This window comes from Kitasatospora sp. NPDC041917 (genome assembly GCF_055589745.1).
The window spans coordinates 1-3840 of record NZ_JBVJBI010000093.1 but is presented as its reverse complement, the minus strand read 5'-3'; the positions used below and the strand labels follow the sequence as shown (position 1 = coordinate 3840).

The window sequence follows — 3840 nt, the reverse complement described above, 5'->3', positions numbered from 1 at the left end:
CTCACCCACCCGCCAGGCCGCACCCAGACCCCGGAACACCGGACCGTAGCCGTACCCGACCTCGGCCAGAGCCTCGTAGAAACCCTCCAGCGGCAACGCCGTGGCACCGGCCGGCGGCCAGGCGGCCAGATCGAACTCCGGCGCCCGCTCCTGCGCGGTCAGGGTTCCCACCGCGTGGCAGATCCACGGCGCGGTCCCGCCGGCGTCCGGCCGGGCGTGGATCTCCACCCGGCAGTCGCCCTCCTCGCCCGGGGCCGCCACCCGCACCTGGAGGTGCACGCCGCCCTGCTCGGGCAGCGGCAGCGGCGCCTGGAGCACCAGCTCCTCCAGGACCGGGCGGTCGATCTGCTCGCCCGCGCGCAACGCCATGTCCACGAAGGCCGTCCCCGGCACCAGCGCCTGGCCCTGGACAGCGTGGTCCGCGAGCCACGGGTGGGTGGCGAGCGACAGCCGTCCGGTCAGCAAAAGGCCGTTGTCTCCGGCCAGTTGAACCGCGGCGCCGAGCATCGGGTGGCCGGCCGACAGCTGGCCGACCGAACCGGCGTCGCCGGACCGGACGGCCGGGCGCGGCCAGTAGCGCTCGCGCTGGAAGGCGTACGTCGGCAGTTCGAGCCGTCGGCCGGCCGGCAGCACGGCCGGCCAGTCGACGTCCGCGCCGGCCGTCCAGAGCCGGGCCAGGGCGGTCAGCGCGGTGCCCGATTCCTCCCGCTCACGGCGCAGCAGCGGCGCGAACACGGCCTCGGCAACCGCCTGTCCGGCCAGGCCGCTCAGCACGGCGTCCGGGCCCAGCTCGACGTAGCGGGTGACGCCCTGGCGACGAACGGTGTCGACGCCGTCGGCGAAGCGGACGGCCTCGCGAACCTGACGCACCCAGTAGTCGGGGGTGGTGAGCAGGCCGGGCTCGGCGATCCCGCCGGTCAGGTTCGAGACGACCGGGATGCGCGGCTCGGCGAAGGTCAACTCCGCCAGCACGGCGGCAAATTCGGCGAGCATCGGCTCCATCAGGGCCGAGTGGAAGGCGTGCGAGACCGTCAGCCGGTTGGTCTTGCGGCCCTCGGCCTTCCAGCGGGCCGCGAGCTCCTCGACCACCTCGACGGGGCCGGAGAGCACCACGGAGGTCGGGCCGTTGACGGCCGCGACGTCCAGGCGGTCACCGATCTCCGCCCGCACCTCGGCCTCGGTGGCCTGCACCGCGAGCATCGCGCCGCCCTCGGGCAGCGCGTCCATCAACCGGCCCCGCGCCGCCACCAGGGCGCACGCGTCCGCCAGCGAGAACACCCCGGCCACATGAGCGGCCGCCACCTCACCGATCGAATGTCCGAGCAGTACGTCCGGGAGCACGCCCCAGGATTCGAGCAGCCGGAAGGACGCCACCTCGACCGCGAACAGCCCGGCCTGCGCCCACACCGTACGGTCCAGATCCTCGACGCCGTCGAGGACGACCTCGCGCACCGACCGCCCGAGCCTCGCGTCCAGCTCCGCGCAGACCGCGTCGAAGGCCTCGGCGAACACCGGGAACGCCTCGTACAGCCCCCGGCCCATGCCGACCCGCTGCGCACCCTGCCCCGTGAACAGGAACGCCGTCCGGCCCTCGACCGCCGTACCCGAGACCACGCCCTCGCCGGGCCGGCCCTCGGCCAGCGCGGTCAGGCCTGCCCCGATCGCGGCAGCCGTGTCACCGACGGCCACCGCGCGGTGTTCCAGCGCCGCCCGGGTGACGGCCAGCGCGTGCCCCGCGGCCGCCGGGTCGGGCCCGGTCGCCGCGAACTCGGCCAGCCTCGCCGCCTGTCCGCGCAGCCCCTCCGGGCTCTTCGCGGACACCGGCCACAGCACCGGGCCGCTGCTCTCCACCGGTTCCGGCGCGGGCAGCAGGTCGCCCTGCTCCAGGATGACGTGGGCGTTGGTGCCGCTGATGCCGAAGGAGGAGACGCCCGCGCGGCGCGGACGGTCCGCCTCCGGCCACGGCCGGGCCCGCGTCAGCAGTTCCACCGCGCCCGCCGACCAGTCCACGTGCGAGGTCGGTTCGTCCACGTGCAACGTGGCCGGGAGGACGCCGTGGCGCATCGCCTGCACCATCTTGATGACGCCCGCGACACCGGCCGCCGACTGGGTGTGGCCGATGTTGGACTTGATCGAGCCCAGCCACAACGGCCGGTCGGCCGGCCGGTCCTGGCCGTAGGTCGCCAGCAGCGCCTGGGCCTCGATCGGGTCTCCGAGCGGAGTGCCGGTGCCGTGCGCCTCCACCACGTCCACCTCGGACGGGGCGAGCCGCGCGGAGGCCAGCGCCTGCCGGATCACCCGCTCCTGGGAGGGGCCGTTCGGCGCGGTGAGCCCGTTGGAGGCGCCGTCCTGGTTGACCGCGCTGCCCCGGATCACCGCGAGCACCCGGTGGCCGTCCCGACGGGCGTCGGACAGGCGCTGGAGCACCAGCACGCCGACGCCCTCGGACCAGACGGTGCCGTCGGCCCCGGCGGAGAACGCCTTGCAGCGCCCGTCCGAGGCCAGGCCGTCCTGCCGGTCGAACTCGGCGAACACCCCCGGGGTGGACATCACGGTCACACCGCCGGTCAGTGCCATCGCGCACTCGCCGCGCTGCAGCGCCTGGATCGCCCAGTGCATCGCCACCAGGGAGGAGGAGCAGGCGGTGTCCACGGTGACCGCCGGGCCCTCCAGGCCGAACACGTACGAGACGCGGCCGGAGAGGATGCTGGTGGCGGCGCCCGTCATCAGGTGCCCCTCCGACTCCGGCAGGTCCATCCCGGCGCCGTAGCCGAACGCCGAGGCGCCGACCAGGACGCCGGTGGACGACCGGTGCATGGACAGCGGGTCGAGGCCGGCGGCCTCGAAGGCCTCCCAGGAGGCCTCCAGCAGCAGCCGCTGCTGGGGGTCCATCGCCAGCGCCTCGCGCGGCGAGATCCCGAACAGCCCGGCGTCGAAGTCGGCGGCGTCGTGCAGGAAGCCGCCGCGCGGCGTGTAGGTGGCGTCGGCGACCTCGATCTCCCAGCCGCGGTCGGCCGGGAAAGCGGTCACGCCGTCGAAGCCCTCGGCCAGCAGCCGCCAGAGCCGCTCGGGGTTGTCCGCACCGCCGGGGAAACGGCAGCTCATGCCGATGATCGCGATGGGCTCGCCGGTGTCCACGGCCGTCTCGACGAGCGGCGCCACGGAGGCGGCCCGCGCGAAGAGCAGCTCGTCGAGGTGCTCGGCCAGCACGGCCGGTGTCGGGTAGTCGAAGACCAGGGTCACCGGCAACCGCAGCCCGGTGACGGCGTTCAGCCCGTTGCGCAACTCCACGGCGGTCAGCGAGTCGAAGCCGAGCTCCCGGAACGCGTGCCGGGGGCCGACCGCGTCCGTGGCGCCGTGGCCGAGCACGGTGGCCGCGCTGCCGCGGACCAGCTCCAGCAGCTGCGCGCGCCGATCCTCGGCCGACAGCGGCCGCAGCCGGGCCAGCAGTCCGGACTCCGCACCCGCGCCCCGGTCGGCGGCCCGCCGGGCGGACGGCCGGACCAGGCCGCGCAGCAGCGGGGGCACCCCATGGGTGGAGACGGCCTGCGCGGCGGCCAGGTCCAGGACCGTCGGCAGGAGGTGCGGTACGGGCAGGGTGATCGCCCGGTCGAACAGGGCCAGGGCCTGCCCGGTGGGCATGCCCGAGCCGCTGCGTGCCGAGGAGAGATGACCGGTCAGCTCACTGGCCTGCTCCCACAGGCCCCACGCCAGCGACTGGCCCGCCCGGCCGGAGGCCCTGCGGCGGGCCGCCAGCGCGTCCAGGAAGGCGTTCGCGGCCGCATAGTTGGCCTGCCCACCCGAACCGAACGTCGCCGCCACCGACGAGTACAGCACGAA

The 3840-nt window shown here is 75.2% G+C and carries 1 protein-coding gene; it reads right to left on the bottom strand.

Annotated features, from left to right (window positions below; translation table 11 throughout):
- Positions 1 to 3840 (bottom strand): type I polyketide synthase (locus ACZ6EM_RS40210; protein WP_465774653.1); only part of this gene is annotated, 3840 nt, incomplete at both ends.